19 protein-coding genes are annotated in these 20,740 nt (G+C 72.1%); 9 read left to right on the forward strand and 10 right to left on the reverse strand.

Annotated features, from left to right (window positions below):
* Positions 1–72: 72 nt before the first annotated feature.
* From ACFY0T_RS08315 to ACFY0T_RS08335, 5 genes are all read left to right on the forward strand, one after another.
* The gene (locus tag ACFY0T_RS08315) at positions 73–1,170 is read left to right on the forward strand and encodes a PP2C family protein-serine/threonine phosphatase (protein WP_388867010.1); all 1,098 of its coding nucleotides are present in this window, start codon (positions 73–75) and stop codon (positions 1,168–1,170) included.
* A gap of 139 nt (positions 1,171–1,309) precedes the next feature.
* Entirely contained in the window at positions 1,310–2,428 is a 1,119-nt protein-coding gene (locus ACFY0T_RS08320) for a hypothetical protein (RefSeq protein WP_388865931.1), read from the forward strand.
* An 83-nt stretch (positions 2,429–2,511) separates the two neighbouring features.
* A complete protein-coding gene (locus ACFY0T_RS08325; RefSeq protein ID WP_388865933.1) occupies positions 2,512–2,850 on the forward strand; it encodes a hypothetical protein in 339 nt (112 codons plus the stop codon).
* A gap of 4 nt (positions 2,851–2,854) precedes the next feature.
* Positions 2,855–5,635 carry a caspase family protein gene (locus tag ACFY0T_RS08330; protein ID WP_388865935.1) on the forward strand — a complete coding sequence of 927 codons (2,781 nt, stop codon included), beginning with the start codon at positions 2,855–2,857 and terminating at the stop codon, positions 5,633–5,635.
* On the forward strand, positions 5,635–7,086 hold the full coding sequence (locus ACFY0T_RS08335) for an extracellular solute-binding protein (RefSeq protein ID WP_388865938.1): 1,452 nt from the start codon (positions 5,635–5,637) through the stop codon (positions 7,084–7,086). The genes ACFY0T_RS08330 and ACFY0T_RS08335 overlap by 1 nt, the downstream gene beginning before the upstream one ends.
* 10 nt (positions 7,087–7,096) lie before the next feature.
* Here the strand turns inward: ACFY0T_RS08335 and ACFY0T_RS08340 are convergent, their stop codons facing one another.
* Positions 7,097–8,335 carry an amidohydrolase gene (locus tag ACFY0T_RS08340; protein ID WP_388865941.1) on the reverse strand — a complete coding sequence of 413 codons (1,239 nt, stop codon included), beginning with the start codon at positions 8,333–8,335 and terminating at the stop codon, positions 7,097–7,099.
* Positions 8,336–8,674: 339 nt separating this feature from the next.
* On the opposite strand from ACFY0T_RS08340, the gene ACFY0T_RS08345 reads away from it, so the two are divergent.
* Positions 8,675–9,652, forward strand: coding sequence for an NADPH:quinone reductase (locus ACFY0T_RS08345; protein WP_388865943.1), 978 nt, complete (start codon positions 8,675–8,677; stop codon positions 9,650–9,652).
* Between the two features lie 42 nt (positions 9,653–9,694).
* Here ACFY0T_RS08345 and ACFY0T_RS08350 read toward each other — a convergent pair whose 3' ends face one another.
* Positions 9,695–9,856: a hypothetical protein gene (locus ACFY0T_RS08350; RefSeq protein WP_388865946.1), complete on the reverse strand. Its 162-nt coding sequence runs from the start codon at positions 9,854–9,856 to the stop codon at positions 9,695–9,697.
* A 161-nt stretch (positions 9,857–10,017) separates the two neighbouring features.
* Here ACFY0T_RS08350 and ACFY0T_RS08355 point away from each other — a divergent pair, with 161 nt between their 5' ends.
* The gene (locus ACFY0T_RS08355; protein ID WP_388865949.1) at positions 10,018–11,361 is read left to right on the forward strand and encodes a helix-turn-helix domain-containing protein; all 1,344 of its coding nucleotides are present in this window, start codon (positions 10,018–10,020) and stop codon (positions 11,359–11,361) included.
* On the opposite strand, the gene ACFY0T_RS08360 is transcribed toward ACFY0T_RS08355, so the two are convergent.
* The gene (locus tag ACFY0T_RS08360; protein WP_388865952.1) at positions 11,346–12,176 is read right to left on the reverse strand and encodes a LysR substrate-binding domain-containing protein; all 831 of its coding nucleotides are present in this window, start codon (positions 12,174–12,176) and stop codon (positions 11,346–11,348) included. The genes ACFY0T_RS08355 and ACFY0T_RS08360 overlap by 16 nt on opposite strands.
* On the opposite strand from ACFY0T_RS08360, the gene ACFY0T_RS08365 reads away from it, so the two are divergent.
* On the forward strand, positions 12,160–12,843 hold the full coding sequence (locus ACFY0T_RS08365) for an NAD-dependent epimerase/dehydratase family protein (RefSeq protein WP_388865955.1): 684 nt from the start codon (positions 12,160–12,162) through the stop codon (positions 12,841–12,843). The genes ACFY0T_RS08360 and ACFY0T_RS08365 overlap by 17 nt on opposite strands.
* Here the strand turns inward: ACFY0T_RS08365 and ACFY0T_RS08370 are convergent.
* Positions 12,824–13,405 (reverse strand): TIGR03086 family metal-binding protein, encoded by a 582-nt coding sequence (locus ACFY0T_RS08370; RefSeq protein ID WP_388865957.1) that lies wholly within the window; start codon positions 13,403–13,405, stop codon positions 12,824–12,826. The two genes, ACFY0T_RS08365 and ACFY0T_RS08370, sit on opposite strands and share 20 nt — an antisense overlap.
* 92 nt (positions 13,406–13,497) lie before the next feature.
* On the opposite strand from ACFY0T_RS08370, the gene ACFY0T_RS08375 reads away from it, so the two are divergent.
* Positions 13,498–14,316 (forward strand): DUF6597 domain-containing transcriptional factor, encoded by an 819-nt coding sequence (locus ACFY0T_RS08375; RefSeq protein WP_388865960.1) that lies wholly within the window; start codon positions 13,498–13,500, stop codon positions 14,314–14,316.
* 192 nt (positions 14,317–14,508) lie between these two features.
* Here ACFY0T_RS08375 and ACFY0T_RS08380 read toward each other — a convergent pair whose 3' ends face one another.
* The 6 genes from ACFY0T_RS08380 to ACFY0T_RS08405 form a co-directional block, all read right to left on the reverse strand.
* Positions 14,509–16,347, reverse strand: a complete 1,839-nt coding sequence (locus ACFY0T_RS08380) for an alkyl/aryl-sulfatase (RefSeq protein ID WP_388865963.1) — start codon at positions 16,345–16,347, stop codon at positions 14,509–14,511.
* Positions 16,348–16,590: 243 nt separating this feature from the next.
* Positions 16,591–16,812, reverse strand: a complete 222-nt coding sequence (locus ACFY0T_RS08385; RefSeq protein WP_081218430.1) for a hypothetical protein — start codon at positions 16,810–16,812, stop codon at positions 16,591–16,593.
* 19 nt (positions 16,813–16,831) lie between these two features.
* Positions 16,832–18,469: a transglycosylase domain-containing protein gene (locus tag ACFY0T_RS08390; protein ID WP_388865966.1), complete on the reverse strand. Its 1,638-nt coding sequence runs from the start codon at positions 18,467–18,469 to the stop codon at positions 16,832–16,834.
* A 179-nt stretch (positions 18,470–18,648) separates the two neighbouring features.
* On the reverse strand, positions 18,649–19,386 hold the full coding sequence (locus tag ACFY0T_RS08395; protein ID WP_388865969.1) for a hypothetical protein: 738 nt from the start codon (positions 19,384–19,386) through the stop codon (positions 18,649–18,651).
* Complete coding sequence (locus tag ACFY0T_RS08400; RefSeq protein ID WP_388867013.1) at positions 19,383–19,850, reverse strand: SigE family RNA polymerase sigma factor; 468 nt, start codon at positions 19,848–19,850, stop codon at positions 19,383–19,385. Before ACFY0T_RS08400 ends, ACFY0T_RS08395 begins: the two co-directional genes overlap by 4 nt.
* 198 nt (positions 19,851–20,048) lie before the next feature.
* Positions 20,049–20,669: a hypothetical protein gene (locus tag ACFY0T_RS08405; RefSeq protein WP_388865972.1), complete on the reverse strand. Its 621-nt coding sequence runs from the start codon at positions 20,667–20,669 to the stop codon at positions 20,049–20,051.
* Between the last annotated feature and the right edge of the window lie 71 nt (positions 20,670–20,740).

Consider the following 20,740-nt stretch of genomic DNA (forward strand, 5'->3'; position numbering starts at 1 on the left):
GAGGTGGCCGGCCGGAGATCCGTACTCGACCAACTGCCGCCCGGCGGGCGGGAGGACGCCGTCCAGCGGCAGATGCTGCTGCGGGTGCGCGGCCGCAGTATCGCCTGGCTGCCGCCGCTCGTCCTGCTCGCCGTCATCGCGCTGCTCGACTGGAACACCTCCGGCGAGTTCCGGATCATCTCCTGGATCGTGCTGGTGCCCGGAATCGCGGCGGCGATCTGCGGGGTGTGGGGCACGGCGGCGTTCGCGGTGCTCTCGTTGCTCACCTACGTCGCCGTGGACACGTCCTGGCCGCATCAGTACCAGACGGGCCTGCCCGACTTCATCCTCGTCGCCGTCGGCGGCGTCCTCGCGATCCTCGCCTGTGCGGTCCGGGTCCGCGGCGAGCAGCGCATGCTGCACATGCGGGACATCGCCGAGACCACCCGGCGCACCGTGCTGCGCCCGCTGGCGCCGGGCTGGGGCGATCTGGACCATGCGGCCGTGTACCTCGCCGCCGACAGCGAGGCCCGGGTCGGCGGCGACTTCTACGACATCCAGCCGGGCCCGTACGGCACGCGTGTGCTGCTCGGCGACGTCCAGGGCAAGGGGCTCGCCGCGGTGGAGGCGGCGGCCGCGCTGCTCGGCACGTTCCGCGAGGCGGCGTACCACGAACCCCTCCTGCACACGGTCGCCGACCGCCTGGAGGTCCGGATGCTGCGGCACGTCCGCTACACCGCGGCGCTCGGCCGCGACGACGGCGACCGCTTCGCCACCGGCATCCTGATCGGCTTCCCGGAAGGTGCCTCGGATGCCCCGTACACCATCGAGGTCGTCAACTTCGGCCATGAACCGCCGCTCGTGGTCGCCCCCGACGGCGTACGGTCGCTGCCGCCCGGCGACGGACTGCCGCTCGGGCTCAGCGAGTTGGCATACCTCCCGCCGCCCGTGCTCAGCGTCCGACTGGCCCCCGGCGAAACCCTGCTGCTGGTCACCGACGGCGTGACGGAGGCCCGCGACGCGGCCGGTGCCTTCTTCCCCCTCCGCGACAGCCTCGCCCGCGCCGTGGCGGAGGACCCGCGCACCGCCGACCCCCACCTGCTCGTGCGCTTCGTCCGCGAGGGCACGTGGCGGCACTGCCGTGGCCAACTGGCCGACGACACGACGATCTTCGCCGTACGACGTCGGTAGGCCCGCCCTGGTGGACGACGGGAAGGGCCCAGTGCCCGAGACGTCCTGGCATGGGCGGGCGTTCGCACTCCTGCCGTCCCCCCTTTGCAGGCGCAGCGGTTACGGTGCTGGCGTACGTGATCGATGGGGGAGGGAACCTATGCCCGGAACCGTGCTGCTCCTCGCGGCCTCGCCGGTGGGCAAGGGGTGTCTGGTGGACGCGGCGTCCGTGCTCCCCGTGCTGGCCGCGGTGGCCCCGGCGGTGCTGTCGGGCACCGACACCGCGAACGTGGTGGAACTGGCCGACCCGCTGGAGCCGCAGGCGGTCCTCACCCGGCTGCGCGCGGCGGCGACGGCCCCCGGCCCGCTGACGGTGTTCGTGACCGGCCAGCTCCAACTGGACCGCCGCCAGCACCTGCCCCACCTCGCGCTCGCCCGCACCACCCCGGCGACGGTCCGCTACACCGCCTTCCCCTGGCACTGGATCACCGAGGAACTCCGCCTGCGCCCGCCGGGCACGACCACCCTCTTCGTCGACCTGCACGCCGACGCGGAGACCTGGGACCACCTGATCGCCCACCCCCTCACCGCGGGCCCCTTCGCCGCCCTCTACGGCCGGATCGCCCCGCCCCCGCCCCGCCGTACGGTGGCCGCACCGACGTACATGAGAGCCGTCGCCACCATCCTGCGCAGCGGCCACCGCCCGCCCCTTCCCCAGCTCCACCAGCAGGCGCTGACACGGGTGGTGGGCGAGGGCGCCCGTACGGATCTGGTGCTGGCGCCCGCGATGGCGGCGCCACCGCCGCCGTTCCCCGCACAGCCGCCCGCGCCCCCCGTCGCGGACCCCGTGGACCCCGTGGACCCGCACGAGACCATCACCGCCGCCGTCCAGGCCGGCCGGCACGATGAGGCCGCCGCGCTGGCCGGGCAGCGGGAGCAGGAGGCGCTGCGGACGTACGGTCCCGGCTCCGAGCAGGTGCTGCACTGGATGGAGGTCCGGGCGGACCTGGCGATGTTCGCGGGCGGCGCGGAGCGCAGTTGCCGTACCTGGCTGGCGATCGCGGGCGCGCGTCTGAACGCGGGGCAGGCCCCCGACTCCCCGGCCGTGGAGTCGGCCGTGGACCGGGCTCACCACCAGTGGGGTCGCATCGACGACGCGGCGTCCGCCCGTGAACTGGGGGCCGTGCTGGCCGCGTTGCGGCTGCGTGTCCCCGGGCGCAGACGGGGCGCGCTGGACCATGTGCAGCAGGCCCTCCGTCAGCTCCAGACGCAGACGTGACGTACACCTGACCCCCATATCCGAAGCCTCCCCCAGCATCAACTCAGGTGACATGATGGTGAGTTATGACTGAGGGGGAGGGCGTGACTACTCAGGCGGTCCGGGTCAGGCTGGACGGGACCGCGAGCGATGTCGGCGCGCTGCGGAAGTGGCTGGAGCGGGAAAGGCCACTTGAGGAGCGGATCGCGAGGGGCGAACTCCGGATCGAGGAGCGACCGGGAACGCCCGAGCACGGCACCCCCATGGGTGTGGGCACGGACATCCTGCTGGTGCTGGCCACCGTGGGCGCGGAAGAGGTGGTCAAGGAGCTCCTCGGGCAGACCAGGAGCGCCGTGCGGGCCTGGCGGGACAACCGCCGCTCCGTGGAGAGCGGCGATCCGCCCGAGTACCACGTCGATACGGCGGACCCCGGCGAGAGGTAGTCCGGTGGACCGCTTCGACCCGCGGGGGAAGGCGAACCGCGCGCTGCTCGTCGGCGTGTCCGAGTACGAGTTCACGCAGCCGGAGCACCGCCACGGCGTTCCCAATCAGCTGCCCGCCGTCGAGCACAACGTCTCCCGGCTCCAAGGGGTCCTGGAACGGCACGGAGTCATCACCCCGAGCGAGATCACCGTGGCCCGCTCGCCGAGCCTCGACGAGTTCGGCGATCTGCTGGACGCGGCCGCCAAGGGCGCCGAGGGCCTGCTCCTGCTCTACTTCGCCGGACACGGCGCGGTGCCCGTCGCCGGTGACGAACTCTGGCTGCAGATGCGCAACGCGCGCGTCGTACCGGGCGATCCGAGGGTGTTCCGGGGAGCCGACGCCTTCAGCAGCGTCCTGGCCATGCTGGCCACCAGCCGCGCGGAACGGATGGTGGTCATCCTCGACTGCTGCAACGCGGGCAACGCCGCGCACGTGTGGCAGCACCTGGAGAACCTCAACGACCGACGGCGCATATCCGTCCTGATGAGCGTCCAGGCCAACCATCCGATCGATGCGGGCAGCGACAACACGCCCACGCCGTTCACCGAGCACCTCGTGGAACTGCTCGACCACGGCATCGACGGCGAGAACGACGACGTCTCCTTCCTGGCCCTCTCCGAGGCGCTCAGGGAGTACATGTCCGCCCACTACAGGACCGATCGCGGAGACCCGTGGGATCCACAGAGCCGTACGGAGAACCCGCCGGTGGACGTCCTGTTGGCGACTCGGCGCGCGTACGAGCCGTCCCCGGACGAGGGGCCGGCGGCGTCCCGGAACGAGGGGCAGGCGGCGTCCGCGGACGAGGGGCAGGAGGAGACGCGGAAGCGGCAGACCTCCACGCACCTCTGGAGGGTACGACTGCGACGCGGACCGCTCCCCCGCATCCGCCACCGCCGGCCGAGCCCCGGGCAGCGACCTCACCCCCGCCGTACGACCCTCACCGCCGCTGTCCTCGCCCTCGCCGTCCTCGGCCTCGGCATCTACTACGCCTTCGGCATCGGCGCCTCCGACCAGTCCTCGTGCAAGCCGCCCCTCGAACTGCGCCTGCTCACCGACCCCGACCTGGAGTCCACCGTCCGCAAGGTGGCGGCGGCGTATCTGACGTCGCGGCAGAACACGACGTCAGGCGGGTGCCGACGCAGCGGGATCACGGTGTACAGCGCGGGCGCGGCGGACGTCGTCACGGCGTTCCACGACCAGTCCGACCCGTGGCAGCGGCCCGTGAGCGACGACGTCGACCCGCAGCGCGACGTCGGGCCCCAGCCGGACATCTGGATCCCGGCCTCGCCCGCGAGCGTGACCCGGGCGCTCCCCGGCGACGAGCAGCGCGAGTACGTGAAGCTGAAGCAGCTCGGCGGCCCGTTCGCGTACTCCCCGATGGTGCTCTCCGTGCCGCAGAACATCGCCGAGGCCGAGCTGACGGACCGGACCGGCGGCTCGCTCGCGGCGCTCAGGACGAAGCTGACCGCGCGGGACAAGGACGCCGACATACGGCGTACGGACCCGGAGTACACGGAGTCCGCGCTGCTGGCGACGATCGGGCTGTACGGCTCCGACACGACCGATCTCAGCAAGGCCGAGGGCGTCGTGGCGCAGCAGGGGCCGCCCTCGCCCACGGGCGCCGACCTGCTGTGCGCGCTGCCCGGTGACCCGGACGTCGACAACCGCACCGCGGCCCTCGTGCCCGAATTCCTGATGGTGAGCGGCGTCGGCTGCGCGGCCACCACGCGAACCCAGCGGATGGCCGAGTACCCGAAGGACGTCCCGGGCCTCGCCCCCACCTTCGTGCATGTCACCTGGGACGACGGCGACCGTGACAAGGCGGACCGGGACGACGCCGTGGACCGGTTCCACACGTGGCTCACGAGCAAGAGCGGCAAGAACAACAAGGGCGACAAGGGCGACAAGGGTGGGCAGGGGCGCGAAGGCGACACGGACAACAAAGGCGACACGGACAACAAAGGCGACACGGACAACAAGGCCGACGAGCGCGGTCTCGATGTCTTCGGCGCCGACGGCTTCCGTACCGCCTCCGCCCCCCAGACCCTCCTCACCGTCCGCGACACGAACGCCGCCGGACTGATCGCCGATCCCGGCCCCCTCACGGGCTCCGCGAGCGCCGTCGCGATGGACACGACGCTGACGCGGTACCGGAACGCCAACGGTCCCGGCCGGGTGCTGATCCTGCTGGACAGCTCGGGCTCGATGGGCGATCTGTGGGAGGGCGCGGGCGGCGCCCCCGGCATCCTGAAGCAGTCGCTCGGCGGGCTCGGTGACCAGGACGAGTACGGCGTCTGGGCCGTGGCCTCCCGGGGCGGCAATCCGTACGGCGTCCTGCTGCCGTTCGGACACCACAAGCGCGAGGACGCCGAGCGCACCATCGACGCCGAGGCCGCCGTCCAGGACGCCGAGGCCGATCCGTACGCGGCGCTGAAGGCGGCGCAGGACGACATGGCCGGACGGGGCACGGACGACAACCATCCCGAGCTGATCGTCTTCATCACGGACGACGAGGACAACACCCATCTGACCGCGGGCGGAAAGCTGGCCGGGCTGCTCAAGTCGCTGGGGGGCAGCAAGGGCGTTCCGGTGGTCATGGCGGCCCTGGACAGCGGAGGCTGCGACACGGGCAAGCCGGACCGGCAGGTCTCCGACGCCAGCGGCGGGCGGTGCCTGGACACCAAGGGCGATGTCGTGGCGGGCCTGCGGGACGAGGTCGCGCGCACGGGAACGGGAGACGAGTGATGCGACGCCGTACGTATCGCCGCACGCATGGCCGTACGTATCGCTGTACGTATGGACTCCTCGCGGCCCTCGCGCTCGCGCTGGCCGCCTGCACGGGCGGAGGCACGGGCGACCAGGGGCAGCCCGGTGACTCGGTCGCCCCCGGCTCGGCCAGGGACATCGTCGTGGCCAGCGGGCGGGACGTGACCGGCAAGGGCGGCGTCCGCGAGCAGCTCATCGACGCCTGGAACGCGCAGCAGGACGCGAAGAAGACCCACCTCCACGCCCGCCTGGTCGAACTCCCTGGCTCCGCCGACGAACAGCGCAGCCAGCTCCTGGGCGCCCTCCAGTCGAACAGCGCCCAGTACGACGTGGTCAATCTCGACGTGACCTGGGTACCGGAGTTCGCCGACGCGGGTCTGATCAGCCCGTTGCGCAAGGAGCTGATCGACTCGGATGTCATCAAGTCCGTGGCAAGCACGGCCAGTTGGGGCGGCAAGGTGTACGCCGTGCCGTTCAACAGCGACGTCGGGCTGCTCTACTACCGCCGCGACTACCTGAAGAAGGCGAGCGTCCGGAAGACCGACCTGAAGGGCATCGACTGGCAGGGGCTGCAGGGCCTCATCACCACGCTCGCGCAGCGGGACAAGGACCTGCCGAAGGCCTACGAGAACGGCTGGACCACCCAGTTCGGCGCGTACGAGGGCCGTACCGTGGGCGGTGTCGAGGCGTTCGCCTCCGCGATGGGCGGCAAGGGGCTCACCGACGCCGACGGCCGCTACACCGCCTCCGTGGAGCAGCTGAAGGACGGCCTCACCGAACTGCGCCGCCGCACCCAGGCCTCGTACCTCCTGCCCGACGCCCTGCACTCCGACGAGGCGGAGTCGCTCACCGACTTCGCGGACGGCCGCACGGCGTTCCTGCGCCACTGGCCGTACGCGTACCGCACCCTCTACCAGTCCTTCGACGAGACGCAGCTCGACGTGGCCCCGCTGCCCGGCAAGTCGGTCCTCGGCGGACAGAACCTCGCGGTGACGAAGGCATCCGGACAGGCAGCGGCCGCAAGGGAGTTGATCCGGTTCCTCACCGACCGGGAGAGCGAACGCTGTCTGCTCGACGCGGGGTTCGCGGCCACGCGGGTGTCGGCGTACCAGGGCGACGACGTGACGTGCACGTCCGCACGGACATCGAGCGCCTCCCGAGCACCCTCGTCCTCGTCCTCCGGCTCCGGCTCGGGTGAGAGCGCCGACCGCATGCCGCGCGACGCCCAGGGCCGTCCCAAGTACGCCACCAAGACGCTGCTCCCGGCGCTCCAGAACGCCGTGCAGCGCCCGCGTACCCCGCTCTACGGCGCCTTCACCCAGACCTTCACCACCGAGCTGGGCAAGCTGTTCACCGACAGGGCCCCCAGCGACGCCGCGCTGGCCGAGGAGTTGGACCAAGCGCTCAAGGGGGTCCTGCCCAACGGCTGACCGCGGGGCGTCAGCCGGTGAGGCAGGCGAGCGCGCCCGAGACGAGGGTGCGCACGCCGGGGGCGACGGTCGACAGGTCCGGCGCGAAGTGCGGACTGTGGTTGCTGGGGACGGAGTCGATCCTCGTCAGCAGGTCCTCGCCCGGTGCCGCATCCCATGTCGCGGCCGGGGTGCTCGTCACGAACCAGTAGGTGTACGGCAGGTCACCGTCGGCGAGCTGGGAGAAGTCCTCGCTGCCCATCGCCGGGCCCGGGTCGAAGACCGTGTCCGCGCCGAAGACCTCGCGGTGCACGGCGGCGATACGGCGGTCGGTCTGCGCGTCGTTCACCGTCACCGGGAACTCACCGCCCAGCGTCACCTCGGGTTCGCGCGGGCACCCGGCCGCCCGGCACTCGCCCTCCGCGATACGCCGGATCGCGGCGATCATCCGGTCGCGTACCGCGTCGGACTGCGTACGGAGGTTGAGGGAGATCCGGGCGGTGGCCGGGATGATGTTGGCGGCCGTGCCCGCTTCGATCCGCCCGACGGTCAGGACGGCCTGCTCGCGCGGCGCGATCTCCCGGCTGACGACGGTCTGCAGCCGGGTCACGATGTACGCGGCCGTCACCACCGGGTCGACGGTCGTCTCCGGCCGTGACCCGTGCCCGCCCCGCCCGTGGACGACGATGTCGACGTCCGTCGTGGCCGACATGATCAGCCCCGGCCGGTGGGCGTACCGGCCCACCGGTCCCGGCGTCACATGCTGGCCGAGCAGCACGTCCGGGCGCGGGAACCGCTCGTACAGCCCATCGGCGACCATCGCTGCCGCGCCCGCGCCGGTCTCCTCGGCGGGCTGGCCGACCAGGAGCAGCGTCCCGGACCAGGCGTCCCGCCCGGCGGCCAGCGTCTCGGCGGCGCCCGCCAGCCAGGTCACGTGCAGATCGTGCCCGCAGGCGTGCATCAAGCCGGGCGTCTCGGAGGCGTACGGCAGTCCCGTCTGTTCCTCGACCGGCAGGGCGTCCATGTCGGCGCGCAAGAGCACGGTCGGGCCGTCGCCGTTGCGCAGCAGCCCGACGACTCCGGTGCCGGCGATGCCCTCCGCGGTCTTGTACCCCGCCTTGGTGAGGCGCTCGGTGAGGCGGGCCGCTGTCCGATGCTCCTGGAAGGACAGCTCGGGATGCCGGTGCAGATCTCGGTAGAAGTCCTCCAGGGCGGGGACCGGGAGGTCGGCGGTGAGGTCCAGCGCGGTGCGGGCGGCGGGAGAGGTCACGGGGTCAGGGTATGCGGGGGAGAGACGGAAGCGGCCGCCGACGGAGGGGGAATCCGGGCGCGGTCGCCCTGGGACCTGGCGGGCGCACCCTGGGGCCGACCCCTACCGGCGCGGCATGACCGCCCGCGCCATCAGCCGCGCCGAACGCGCCCGGCTATGCGAGATCCTCGGCGAGGACGGGCACGGAGGCGAGGGCAGGTCCGGAGAAGGCAGGTCCAGCTAGGGCGGCCCGGCCGGGACAGGCACAGCCGGGACAGGCCCGGCTCGGACGCCGCGCACACCAGGCATGATCCGCATAGGCTCGAAGCAGGTGAGCGGAAAGGCCACGGAGGTCCGAACATGATCGCGTCCTGGTACGACGCACAGGGCCCGGCGGGCGACGTGCTCCAGGTCGGCGAGCTGCCCGACCCCGAGCCCGGCCCCGGCGAGGTCCGCGTCCGCGTCACCGTGTCGGGCGTCAACCCCGGCGACACCAAGAAACGGCGCGGCTGGCTCGGCTCGGCGATGCCCTTCCCCCGGGTGGTCCCGCACAGCGACGCGGCCGGTGTCGTCGACGCCGTAGGCGAGGGCGTCGAGCGAAGCCGTATCGGCCAGCGGGTGTGGGCGTACGGCGCCCAGTCCTACCGGCCCTTCGGCACCGCGGCCCAGTACACCGTCGTACCCGAGCACCAGGCCGTGCCCCTGCCCCGCCAGCTCACCGACGAGACCGGCGCCGCGCTCGGCATCCCCGGAATCACCGCCCACCGCACGGTGTTCGGCGACGGCCCGGTCGACGGCAGGACGGTGCTGGTGCACGGCGTGCTCGGCGGGGTCGGTTCGCTGGCCGCGCAGCTCGCCCGGTGGGCCGGCGCGACGGTGATCGCCACCGTGCGGCGCGGTGAGGATCTGGACCGCGTCGATCCGTCCGTGGTCGCGCACGCCGTCGCGCTCGACCAGGGCGACCCGGCCAAGGCGATCCGCGCGTACGCACCCGACGGTGTGCACCGCGTCGTCGAGGTGGCCCTGTCCGACAACGCCGACCTGGACGCGGAGGTCGTCGCGCAGGACGCGGTGATCGCCGCGTACGCCACCCGGGACGACCGGCCCCAACTCCCCTTCTGGCCGCTGCTGTTCCAGAACGTGACGCTGCGGCTGCTGGGCAGCGACGACTTCCCCGACGTGGCGAAACGGCAGGCGGCCCGCGACCTCACCGCCGCGGCCGCCGCCGGCGCCCTGTCCGTGGACATCGGCACCCGCTTCCCGCTGGATCAGATCGCCCGCGCCCACGACCGCGTCGACGCCGGCGGCCACGGACGCGTCCTGGTCACCATCCCCTAGCAGGCGGTATGAAGTAGGCCGGTACGAGGGGACGGTGGACGCTCACGGAGTGGCCGCGGACCCGCCGATGTGCTGGGTCTGTGCGGCGGGGTGCGGTTCCGCGGCCCTCGCCGGTCCCGCGTTCGCCGCCGTGACCAGCGCGGCGACGGCGATGACGGCGGCACCGAACCCTCTGGAGTAGCGCGCGGCAATACGTCGGAGCACGGTGACCTCGCAGCGGCAGCGGCAACAGCGGCGTATTAAGCAGGTTTAACCTGCCGATTAACGTAGGGGCTCCCGGCATCAAAGGGCAAGAGGGCCCAAGGGAGTTGGATATAAGTCAGGAGTTGACTGAACGTAAGTCGACTTAATGGCATGCTTAATCCATGGCGGAGCGTGACGGACCGGAGATCATCGGGCGCAGGGTGCAACAGCTGCGTACCGAACGCGGGTTGACGCAGAAGCAGTTGGCGGAGCCCGTGTACACGCCCGCGTACATCTCGACCCTGGAGGCGGGGCGGGTGCGGGCCTCCGAGCCCGCGCTGCGGCACATCGCCGACCGGCTCGGCGTCGCCTACGACGAGCTCGCCACCGGACGCCCCGCCCACCTCGCCACCGACCTGCGGCTGCGGCTGACCGACGCGCAGCGCACGCTCGCCACCGGGGAGGCCGAAGTCGCGGCGGAGCAGTACGCCGGGCTCCTCGCGGAGGCCGACGCGCACGGGCTGGTCGCCGAACAGGCCGCCGCGCTGCTGGGGCTCGGCGAATGCGCCCTGGAGACGGGGGACTTGGCCACAGCGCGTGAGCGGTTCGAGGAGTCCGAGCGCAGGATGGGGGACGCGCCGCTGCCGCAGCGGGTGCCCGCCGTGCGCGGACGGGCCGTCGCCCACTACCTCGCGGGTGAACTCCGTTACGCCTGCTATCTGTTCGAGTCCACGCTCGACGAGCTGAACCGGACCGGACTGCACGATCCCGACGCACTGCTCCTGCTCTACACAGGTGTCATAGCGCCCTACATGGACATGGGCGCACATGCCCGGGCCGCTCAGGCGGCCGAGTTCGCGCTGGCCCTCGCCCCGCAGGTCGCCGACCCGGCGCTGGTGGCCCGGATGCACCGCTCGGTGGCCCGGACGATGATCGCCGAGGGGCGTATCGCCGAGGCCGACGTGTCCCTCGCCAAGGCCGCCGAGCTCTACCGCCAGCTCCAGATCCGTACCGAACTCGCCAACTGCCACTGGATGCGCGGCTATTTGTACGCCCAGAACGGCGAAATGGAGCGTGCGGAGGGAGAGTTGCGCGAGGCGCAGGCCATGCTCTCCGCCAAGCGGGCCGCCCTCTACACCAGCCAGGTCGCCGTCGAGCTGGCCGACGTACTGCACCGGCGCGGCAAGTCGGAGGAGGCCGCCGCGCTGCTGCACGAGGTGCTCGGCGATCTCAGCCCCGAGCGCGGCGCCGTCCACTCGGCCGGGGCGCACCGCCTCCTCGGGATCATCGCGGAGGACGCCCGGGACACGGAGGCCGCCGAGGAGCACTACGTGCGGGCCATGAGCCTGCTGGAGCGGGCCGGGGCGGCGGGCGACCTCGCCGACCTGTGCCGCCTGCTGGGCGACCTGCTCCGCCGTACGGGCCGGATCGAGGCGGCGCTCGACGCGTACCGCACCGGTCTCGGGCACCGCACCGCGCCCGGCACGACGACCCTCGGCCCGGCCCCGGCTCAGCCGCCGCTCTGACCGGGCGCCCCGCCGGGACCTGTCAGGTGGGTGTGGGCGTACTTCCGGAAGGCCACGAGCAGGCGGTTGCGGTCGTCGGCGCGGCTCGCCAGCACCACATGGCACGGCTCGACGCCGTGCAGGGGGACCGTCGTGAGGTCGGGCCGGATGGTGTTGCCGTGGATGCCGGTCGAAAGGGCCACCGCCCGTCCGTCGGCGACGAGTTCGAACTTGTCCTCCATGGACTCGATGACGGGACCGTCGGGTGCCGGGCGTCCGTCGGGCCGGGGCTCGATGCGCCAGAAGGCGCTCCAGGCCGGATCCGCGCCGGGCACCCGCGGCAGGGGCTCGTCCGCGATGTCGTCGAGCGTGACGGACTCCTTCCCGGCCAGGCGGTGGTCGAGAGGAACGACCAGCACCCGGGGCTCGTCGTACAGGATCTCCACGTGCAACTGGTCCGTGGGGAACGGCAGTCGGGCCACCACCGCGTCCACCCGGTGATCGAGCAGCGCCGCGCGCGCGTCGTTCCAGGCCAGACGCACGACGTGTACGTCGGCGTCCGGGTGCCGGCGCCGCAGCTCGCGCACCGCCGGAGTGACGAAGAGGTTCGTGATGTACCCGACGGTGAGCCGGCTGGGCTCGGCGGCGGCACGGGCATGGGCCACGGCCTGGCCGGCCGACCGCAGCACTGCCTTGGCACGCGGCAGGAAGACCTCCCCGGCCTCGGTCAGCCGCGTGCCCTGCGGCGTGCGGTCCAGGAGACGGGCACCCAACTGCTGTTCAAGACGGCGGACTTGACGGCTCAGGGACGGCTGGGTGATGGCCTCGGGCGTCATCGACCTGCGCGCCATCGAGGCGATCGGCGCCGCCCTCGAAGGCTCCGGCAAGCCCTTCGTGGTCACCTCCGGAACCTTGATCGCCGGCCAGGGGCACCCGGCGACGGAAGAGGACCCGGCCGCCCCGGACACCCACCGGACCGCGGCGGAGAACGCGACGATCGCACTGGCCGAGCGCGGGGTGCGGTCATCGATCGTCCGTCTCGCACCGTCCGTACACGGCGAGGGCGATCACGGCTTCGTCCCGAGGCTGATCGAGATCGCCCGCGAGAAGGGTGTCTCGGCGTACGTCGGTGACGGCGCCAACCGCTGGCCCGCCGTGCACCGGCTCGACGCGGCGCGGCTGTTCCGGCTCGCCGTCGAATCCGCCCCGGCGGGCTCACGGCTGCACGGTGCCGCCGAGGAGGGGGTGCCCTTCCGTGACATCGCCGGCGACATCGGCCGCCATCTGAACCTGCCGGTGGTCAGCGTTTCCCGTGAGGACGCGGACGCCCACTTCGGCTGGCTCGCCCCCGTCGTGTCGCTCGACGCCCCGGCGTCGAGCACCCTGACCCAGAAGGAGCTGGCTCCTCGCGGACCTCGAAGAAGGCCATTACTTCGAGGACGGGAAGGGCTGAAGCCTTCAACGGCGGGAAGGGCTGAGGCTTTCAACGAGGTGATGGGTTGAACTTCGGCTCGCGGCCGAGGAACGCCACGAGGCGGTCCACGGCCGGGGCGTCCTCGTCGACGGGGACGATCTCGCCGAACGGCATGTTCTCGCCCCGGTACTGCGGTGGAAGCGTGGCCTTCGCCCGGGCCAGGGTCTCGGCCGCCTCCTCTTCGGTGAAGGGGATCGGCCGGCTGGTCGCGACGGCCAGGTCCCAGCCGTGGGTCATGTACTCCATGAGCGTCATGTTGAACACCGTTTCGGCGGGCAGCTTGCGGCTCCCGGTGACGGCGACCTCGCGGTCGAAGCCGTACCGCTCCCAGCCGCCGACAAGCCCGGCCGCCGCGGCACGGAACTCGGCGGCGGGATCGGCGCCGCATCTGTACTGACCGGGATCACCGTCGTACGACCGGCCGTGACAGCCGGACTCGAACAGCAGGAGCCAGCCGACGAGGTGATTGACCAGGGTCTCGACGTCGTAGTCGTGGCACGGCGTCGAGAGGCTCAGCTGGTCCGCCCCGACGCCCTCGACGAGGTCACCGGTCTTGGCCAGAACGCCCGCGAGGAGATCGACTCTCTCCATGGGGAGAGTGTAGGAACGGGCGGGGCCCGCGCGTCTTGAAGAAACACGACACTTCGCCTCCGCTGCCCCGGTGACCTCGTTACGGTGGTCGCGTGACTCGGCCGGCGGAAGCGGAACAGGACACCCGTGGCATCGTCGACCCCCGGGCCGGGTTCGAGCGCTTCACGCTGACCCGGCACGAGCCCTCGGCCGACCTGGCCTGGGCCGTCGACCGCTACTGGGTCGTCCGCTGGGACCTGCCCGACGGGGAGACGTACGAGCAGCGCGTGATCCCGCACCCCGCCTCGCACCTGGTCTTCGAGGCGGGCGCCGCGACCGTCGAGGCCATTTCTCCGCATGAATTCGTACGTCGGCTGGAGGGCCGTGGGCAGGTCCTCGGCGTCAAGTTCCGGCCCGCCGGCTTCCGGCCGTTCCTGCGGGGTGCGGTGTCAAAGATCGCGGGACAGCGGTTGGTGGCGGCGGAGGTGTTCGGGGGGGAGGTCGACGACATCGCCCGGGTCCTGGGCGCGGCCGACGACGTGAACGCATGCACGGCCGTCGTCGAGACCTTCCTCCGCTCGCTCGGTACGGACCCGCTGCCCAGGACCGCCGCCCTGAACGGCGTGGTCGACCTCATCGTCGCCGACACGTCCCTCACCCGGGTCGGTGATCTCGCCGAGCGGCTGGGGATGAACGCGCGGACGCTTCAGCGGTTGTTCGCCGAGCATGTCGGGCTCAGCCCCAAGTGGGTCATCAACCGCTCCCGGATCCACCAGGCCGCGGATCTCGCCGCCCGCGAGGGGGCCATCGACTGGGCGGCGCTGGCCGCCGAGCTCGGCTACAGCGACCAGTCCCACCTGGTCCGCGACTTCACGGCGACGGTGGGCATGCCGCCGGACCGGTACAGCAAGACCTCGACGGCGGGCGGCTGAGGCCGGGTTTTCTTCGCCCCCTCCGCCCCTACCCGTCCCGTATCTGGGGGCTGCGCCCCCAGACCCCCCTAAAAGATTGCGCAGTTCCCCGCGCCCCTGAAGGGGCGCGGGGAACTGCGCGACAAGCCCCCACCCACCCGCAGCCGAAAGGCTGGTACGGGACGGGTAGGGGCGGAGGGGGCGAAGAACCACCTACGGGGTGACGATCGGGAAGGCCTTGTCCGGCTCGGAGACGTAGGAGAGGAGCCGGGCGAGGAGTTCCGTGTCGCCGTCCGTCTCGATGCCGGCGAGGCCCTTGCCGGAGAGCAGGCCGAGCAGTTCGGGCCGGGTGAGGATCAGCGTCAGGCCCGCGTGCGGCTTGGGTGTGTGGTGGATCGGCATGCTGCGATGCGTGAGGGCGCCGTGGTGGAGATTGACCCGGTGCCGGCGCTGCTCGTCGATGACGATGAAGTCGAGGGTCAGGTGCTCGTTCCAGGCGCGCGGGCCGTCGATGCGGACGGCGAGCGAGTCGAGCAGCATGCTCACGGTCAACTCGGAGGCCATCTCGGAGCCGGTCATGTCGACCTCGATGGCGGCCGCGCCCTCGCGCAGCTCCAGGGCTGCGGTGAGATAGAAGTTGCGCCAGGTGCCGTTCTCGGCGCCGTGTCCGAGGCGGTCGTAGACGGCGGCGAGGGCTTCCTTGGCCCCCGTATGGTCCGGGTCGGCGAAGACGACGTGATTGAGGAGGGTGGCGGCGAAGCGAAGGTCGCCGTCATCGGCGTACGCCCGGGCCTTGTCGAGTACCTGCTGCGCCCCGCCCCCCAACTCAACGTAGCGTCGGGCGAGTTCGACGGGCGGATGCTCCCAGAGGTGGGCGGGATTGCCGTCGTACCAGCCCATGTACCGCTGGTAGACGGCCTTGACGTTGTGGCTCACCGATCCGTAGTACCCCCGTGCGTGCCAGGAGTTCTCCAGGGCGGGGGGCAGGCGCAGCTCCTCGGCGATCTCGGCGCCGGTGAGGCCGTTGTTGAGGAGGCGGAGGGTCTGGTCGTGCAGGTAGGCGTACAAGTCCCGCTGCTCGCCCAGGAATCGGACGACGTTCTCCCTCCCCCAGGTCGGCCAGTGATGCGACCCGAAGGCGACGTCGTACGCGTCGCCGAAGATGTCCATCGCCTCGTCGAGGTACCGCGCCCAGACTCGGGCGTCGCGGACGAGCGCGCCGCGCAGGGTGAGCAGGTTGTGCAGGGTGTGGCTGGCGTTCTCGGCCACGCACAGGGCGCGCTGCTCGGACAGCAGGAAGTTCATCTCGGCGGGCGCTTCGGTGCCGGGCGTCAGCTGGAAGACGAACCGTACGCCGTCGACGGTCTCGTCCTGCCCGGTGCGCGTGATGTCCACGGTGGGCGCGACGAGCCCGATGCCGCCGGTGGAGATGATGGTGCCGAGCCCGGTGCCGATGTGCCCGCCCGGCCCCTTCGGCAGCCGCGTCCCGTGCATGAACTCGGCCCGCCGCGACACCGCGTTCCCGGCGTACACGTTCTCGCTGACCGCGTGCTCCAGGAACCCCTCGGGCGCGAGCACCGGCACCTCGCCCTCACCCCCGTGCGGCAGCACCCCGCGCGCGCCGCCGAAGTGATCGACGTGCGAGTGCGTGTAGATCAGCCCGGTCACGGGCCGCTGCCCCCGGTGCTCGCGATAGAGCCCGAGGGCGGCCGCGGCACACTCGGTGGAAATCAACGGGTCGACGACGATCACGCCCCGCTTGCCCTCGACGACGGTCATGTTCGAAAGGTCGAGCCCCCGGACCTGATACACACCCTCGGTGACCTCGTACAACCCCTGCCGCGCACACAGCCGTGCCTGCCGCCACAGACTCGGATGCGCCGTCTCCGGGCAGTCACCGTCGAGGAACGCGTACGCGTCCCCGTCGTACACCACCCGCCCCTCCCCGTCCCGGACCACACCGGGCACCAACGCCGCGATGAACCCCCGATCGGCGTTCTCGAAGTCCGCGAGATCGTCGAAGGGAAGCTCGTCACGCGCCGGGACAGTCATACGCCCAGCCTGTGCCGCGGGCAGGCGGGGGGCTAGCCGTGTGGGCCGTTCGGGGCGCTGAGGTTCGCTTGATGCGCTGAGTGCGGGGCGCGTCACTCATCGCTACGAAACAGGCCGCCGGGGGCTTCCCCGTCGCGCCCGACGGGCGCGTGGACCGCCGCACACCGCGGCCCCGGCAACCTGCGGAGGCCGCTGCCGCGGGGTGAGGTGGCCGGGGGGTGCGGTTGCGTCACAGCGTGCGGGTCAGAGCCGGTCCATCCGGGTGTAGGGGCTGAGGACGCGGACCTGGCGGGCGCCGAAGTCGACGAGCATCGCGATGCCCTCTTCGACGCCGACGATCGTGCCCAGGCCGTACTGGTCGTGGGAGACGCGGTCTCCGAGGCTGAACTCCTTGGCCACCGGGACGACCGGGGCGGCGAAGGGGCTGGTGGGCAGGTGGCGCCGGGGCGCGGAGGGTTTCGTCATCGTGTAGCCAGTATGGGCCCTAAATTTGCGGACGGTAGGGCTTGATGGTCTCGATCCCACTGCGACTGGGGGTTCCCGAGGCCGTTGGGGCCAGTCGGTCGCGTACGTCGGCGGTGACGCGGGCGGCGAGATCCGAGGCGGTGGCGGGCAGCTGGGCCGGTCGGGCCGGGTGCTTGCCGCGGGCGGGGTGCTGGGCGAAGAGGGCGGTCGTGACGGCGAGTCGATCGTCGTACGTGGTCTGCCAGAGGGTGCGCGTTCCGGCACTGCCGGTGAAGGTGGGCAGGGGGCCGGCCGGCGCGGCGGAGTACAGGCGTTTGGTGATCAGCACCGCCGCGTCCTGGTCCATCGCGGTACGGGTGTGCCGGTGGGCCGTGTAGACGGTGCGGCCCGCTCGGGTGATCTTCTGGACCGTGTACGGCTCGGCGTAGGTGCCCCGGGCCGCCGCCGTGGCGTACGCGGCGGCCAGGCGGAGCGGGGTGGGTGCCGCGGTCCTGGGCAGCGCGGTCAGCGGAGCGCCCAGCTTCGCCGCCGTGAAGGGCTCGAGCGCTGTGCCGGCCTCCACCGCTCCGTGCAGCGCGTCGTTGAACGGCTGCCGAGCGTAGTCAGCGCCGCCGTACAGCACGCGGACGGCGCCGTCGTCCGGCACCAGCGCGACGACCGCCGTGTGGAGCCGGGTGTTCTTCACGGGCCGCTGGTCGGCCACCAGCTCCGCCGCCGCGTCCTGCGCCGTGAGGTCGAAGGTGGTGCGGACGGTGTAGCCGCCGCGGGCCAGCTCGTCCTGGGTGATGCCCAGCCGGTCGGCGGCCTCGGCCGCGGCCGCGTCGATCAGGTACTGGCGCTGGCCGTCCGTGTCACCGGGCGGATAGAAGCGGAACGCCGGGAAGCGGGCCGCGCCGCGCTGAGCGGGCGTGATGGCCCCGCTGTCGGCCATCGCGTCCAGCACCCACTCCCACCGGTGCGTCAGCTTCGCTGTCACCTTCGCGTCCGAGCCCGCCTTCTCGTAGTACGAGGGGATGTTGACGATGGCCGCCAGCGCCGCACCCTGACTGACCGTCAAGTCGTCCGCGTCCACGCCGAAGTAGTTGCGCGCGGCGGCCTGGATGCCCGCCGCGCCGCGGCCGAAGTACACCGTGTTGAGGTAGCCCTCCAGGATCTCGTCCTTCGACCGGGTCCGGTCCAGCTTGATCGCGATCAGAGCCTCGCGCGCCTTGCGGGACAAGGACTGCTCCGGGGTGAGCAGCGCGTTCTTCACGTACTGCTGGGTGATCGTGGAACCGCCCTGCCGGCTGCCCCCGCTCACCGTCGACCACGCCGCCCGGGCGATGGCGCTCGGCGAGATCCCCGTGTCCGTACGGAAGGAGCGGTTCTCCGCCGCGATCACCGCCTCCTGCACATGCCGCGGCACCTGCGCGAGCGGCACCTCCTGGCGGTCGACCGGGCCGCGCCGCCCCAGGTAGCCCCCGTGGACGTCCACGAAGACCGTGCTCTGCATCGCCGTCTCCGGGTGCGGCTCGGGGATCACCGTCAGCTTGTACGCCACCACGGCGGCGCCGACGAGGGTGAGCAGGACGACGAGCAGCGCGATCAGCGCGCGGCGCAGGCGTCGGCCGCGGGTGCGGCGGGCCCGGATGCGGCGGGTGCGGAGGAAGCGGGCCATACGGGCTCGGGTGCGCTGCACAGCCGCCGTGGCCGTGGCATTCGCGCCAGATTTGTCGACCTTGTCGGCTCCTTCGGCCCCTTCGGTCCTCCCGGTCCTTCCGGTCCTTCCGGTCCTTCCGGTCCTCCCGGTCCTCCCGGTCCTCCCGGTCCTTCCGGTCCTTCCGGTCCTTCCGGCCCTCACGGCGTGAACTCCTCGCTCGCGATCACCCCGCCGGCCGAGTCGTACACCGTGACTCTCTTGGTGACGCCGAACATGGTGTCCCTGGACGTCAGGGACTTCGGAATCTTCATCTCCAGGTACCAGACGCCCCAGCCGGGCTTGCCCGCGAGCGTGAGCGCGGTGCCGTTGCGGGCGCCCGCGACGGTCGTGACCTCGACGCGCGCCGGTTCGCCCTTGCCGTGGAAGATGCCGGAGAGGAAGTAGCCGCCCTCCTCCCCCGACTCCTGGAGGCTGACGCCGGGTTTGCTCATGTCGAGGTTGCCGTCGCTGACGCTGCGGAACTGGGCGCCGGGCGCCCCCGGTTCCAGCCAGTGCTTGCCCTCCTCGGTCAGCCAGATCTTGGTGCCGGGCGCGACCTGCACCCGCTCGCCGGGCGTCACGACCCGCACCTGCCCCGCGGGCGCCGAGGGGGAGGGGCTCGGGGTGCCGGCGCCCGCGGCGGGCGGCTTCACCCGCTCGCTGGGCCCGGAAGGCACTCCGTCGCGGAGCACCACCACCGCCAGCGGCACGAGCAGCGCCCCGCAGGCGGCCCCCAGCACGGCGGTCCTGCGGCGCCGCCTGCGCCGGCGGCCCTCGCGCTCGATGGCGGCCAGCGGCACCGCGGAGGGCGTGACGTCGTAGGCGGCCTCGGTGAACGCCTCGCGCAGCCGCTCGGCCTCGGCCGGGGGGCGCGCGGAACGGAACGGGTGGTTCATGGGCGGGCTCCGGAAACGGGGTGTCGGCCGGCGAACAAGGGGTGGGCGCGCAGGGCTTCCAGGCCGCGCCGGGCATGGGTCTTGACGGTGCCGACCGAGCAGCCGAGCAGCTGCGCTGTCTCGGCCTCGCTCAGGTCCTCCCAGTAGCGCAGCACCATCACGGCACGCTGCCGGGCCGACAGCGCGGCCAGCGCCTCGTCCAGGGCCGCCCGCTGCTCGACGGCCTCCGCGTGCCCGGGCTCGCGCTGGTGCACCCGCTCGGGCAGGAACGGCATCAGCAGATGCGCGACCCGTCTCTTGCGCACCCGGCTGAGGTTGTTGTTGACCAGCGAGCGGCGTACGTAGAAGTCGACGTCATCGCGCGGAATGCGCCGCCAGCGTGCGTAGACCTTGGCCAGCGTGGTCTGGACGAGATCCTCGGCCTCGTGGAAGTCGCCGGTGAGCATGTGCGCGGTGCGGACCAGGCGGGGCCAGGCCGCGGTGGCGTACGCGGCGAAGTCACCGCTCTCGGCGGCGACTTGGGAAGAGACGGTGAGGGCCTGGGAGGCGTCGTCGGTGGGGTTGTGCGGCACGGCCGGCGGTCCCTCGGGTCGGGTACGTGGGGGGTGGGGGCGGTGCGGGGGAGCCGAGACCTGAACAACCCGGCTCCCCCGCCCGCACGCTCAGTTCAGCTTCAGCTGGGCGTAGACCTTGCCCTTGGTGGTGTAGACGGTGACGCTGCCGAAGAAGTCGAGGCCGCCGTGGTCATCGGTCGTCGGCACGTCGGCGGTGGCGTACCAGACGCCCCAGCCGGGCTTGCCCGCCAGCTCCAGCAGCTTGCCGTGCACGGTCCCGGCAGCGGTCTCCACGTCGACGCGGGACGCGGTGCCCTTGCCGCCGTAGTACAGGCCGGAGAGGAAGTAGCGGCCGTCCACGCCCTCCGTCTGCATCGACACGCCGGGCCGCGTCAGGTCGATGTTCCCGTCGACGACGCTGCGGAACTGCGGCTCGGGATTCTCGGGCGTCGTCCAGTACTTGCCCTCCTCGGTGAGCCAGATCTCCGCACCGCCGGGGACCTTCACGTGCTCGCCCGACGCGACGACACGGGCCGCCGGCGCCTTCGCCTTCGCATGCGACTTTGCCTGCGACTTTGTTTTCGTGGCAACGGACTTGGTGACCGGGACGGCCTGCCGGTCGGTGCCGTGCGCCGCCTTCCCCTGTGAGGCGGCGTACGACACCGCAGGCGCCCCGACCAGTGCGACGGCGACCGCGGTGGCGGCCATGTACTTCTGTATCCGTGTCATGAACGGACAACTCCTCGCGATGTAGCGATGTGCGATGTACGAATCGGACTGGAGGACGCCTCTCCACTCCT

Origin of the sequence: Streptomyces sp. NPDC001530, assembly GCF_042894545.1 — a bacterium.
In the GTDB taxonomy this organism is placed as follows: domain Bacteria; phylum Actinomycetota; class Actinomycetes; order Streptomycetales; family Streptomycetaceae; genus Streptomyces.